Consider the following 1,926-nt stretch of genomic DNA (forward strand, 5'->3'; position numbering starts at 1 on the left):
AATCGAGTGGGAAGGTAGCCATTAGCTGACTACCTGTCCCCTCACACCACACGTGCGTACGGGCCCGTACACGGCGGTTTGTTAGAATAGTTTCCCCTGGTGTCCCGTTTTCCAGTAATAGTAGTTATAGAACCCCACATAGCCTAGTCTTTGGAGACGCTCGTTATTGACCGTTACACACATTATCTTGCTGTGCGCTATCCGGCAATAACTCAAGCTGCTGTTCCCCCACAGATGGGATTGACTTTTGCTTACCCCTAATTTTGTCAGGTTCTTCACCCGCGTTTTGGAGGTTTTCCATTGCTTCCATATCCCCATCCGTATCCTGGTCCTCGTCAGTTTATCCAACATTTGCATGGTCCTGCCGACCCGGGCGATCCGGAAGTAATTTACCCAGCCTTCTATCATAGCCTCCAGTTTCTTTATCTTCTCCTTGGCATTGGAGGGGTCGTTACGTTTCGTTTTCGCCTTTATTTTCTCCTTTATCCGTCGCAGCGATTTGGGAGCTATCTTTATTTCCCATTTGTCTTTGCTCCGATAAAATGAAAAGCCCAGCAGGGTGCTCTTTTCTGGCTGACTGACTTGCGTCTTTTCCCGGTTTACCTTTAGTTTCAGCTTCTTTTCTATGTATTCGGTGATACTCTCCAATACCCGCTGGGCGGATTTCTCACTCTTTACATAGACGCTCAGATCGTCTGCGTATCGCACAAAGCTGTGGCCTCTGGCTTCCAGTTCCTTGTCCAGTTCGTCCAATAGGATGTTTGACATCAACGGGCTGAGAGGACTTCCCTGAGGGGTCCCTTCTGTCCGGGGGCTTACCAGGCCTCCCTCCATGATCCCGCTGTTCAGGTAGCTCCGGATTAGTTTTAGTGTTCCCTTGTCGGCTATCCGTTTGGCCAGTAGTCCCATCAGTTTGTCATGATTCACCCGGTCGAAAAATTTATCTAGATCCAGCTCTACTATCCATACTTTCCCCTCATCCAGATACTTTTTCGCTTGCCCTACTGCCTGATGTGCATTCCGGCCTTCTCTGAACCCATAACTGTTTTCCGAAAACCCTGGCTCATACTGCGGGCTTAGCCATTGCTGGATCGCCTGTCCTAATAGCCTGTCCTTCACCGTGGGAATTCCTAACATCCTCGTCCCGCCCTGTGCCTTGGGTATTTCTACCTTCCGCACCGGGTCAGGACGGTAACTGCCTTCTAAAATACTTTGCTTCCAGCTTGTCCAGTTGGCTTCTAACCAGTCCCGGAATTTGTCGGTCTGCATCCCGTCCACACCTCCGGCACCCTTGTTGCTTATTACCTGCTTCAAGGCCTTGGTGATGTTCCGGTAATCAAGTATTTCTTCCAGCATACTACTAAAAAAAAATGGTTTACACCGGGCGTTGTCCTTATTGGTCGTGCAGCTCCGCTCAACTCCTTTTGTATGACCTTCCGCTTCCGGCTTCCGGCTCAATCCAAAAGTTCTCTTATGGGGTTCGGTTGTCTCCGCTTCCCTACAGACTGTCTAATTTCTTCGCCATTCTAACATTCGGCCCTTCGGTTTGGCTGTGAGACTTCCATCTTTACCCTTTACTTCGGGAGATGGCTCGTTTCGGTCCTACTATGGCCTCGGCTGACTTCTGCGTTGAGCGAAGATTCGCTCGCAGACCTCCCAGGGTAAGTTCATTCGCTTTCCTCCCATGTACCTTCTGCTTTTACTTCCACAGCTTCCGGATAGTTTAGGGCTTTTGCTTCTTTTGCAGCATCGCCTCGCTGTGTCGGCCTTATAAGCAGTTTCTGTTCGTAAGGTCGGGAGTTTGCCGCCGGCTTCCTTCAGATTCCACCTCGCGGTGGACACCCTTGCCTTTGGCTAACGATTCGTACTACCTCGCTCGTTCAGGACTTCCACCTTAGAGCTAATGAACATGCCTGGCGCACAAAA

Annotated in this window: 1 protein-coding gene; it reads right to left on the reverse strand. The window is 50.1% G+C overall.

Annotated features, from left to right (window positions below):
* Positions 1-81: 81 nt before the first annotated feature.
* Positions 82-1,458, reverse strand: a complete 1,377-nt coding sequence (gene ltrA / locus ACX0G9_RS31600; RefSeq protein WP_459068991.1) for a group II intron reverse transcriptase/maturase — start codon at positions 1,456-1,458, stop codon at positions 82-84.
* Positions 1,459-1,926 lie beyond the last annotated feature (468 nt).

The sequence above is a fragment of the Flavitalea flava genome (assembly GCF_054461575.1).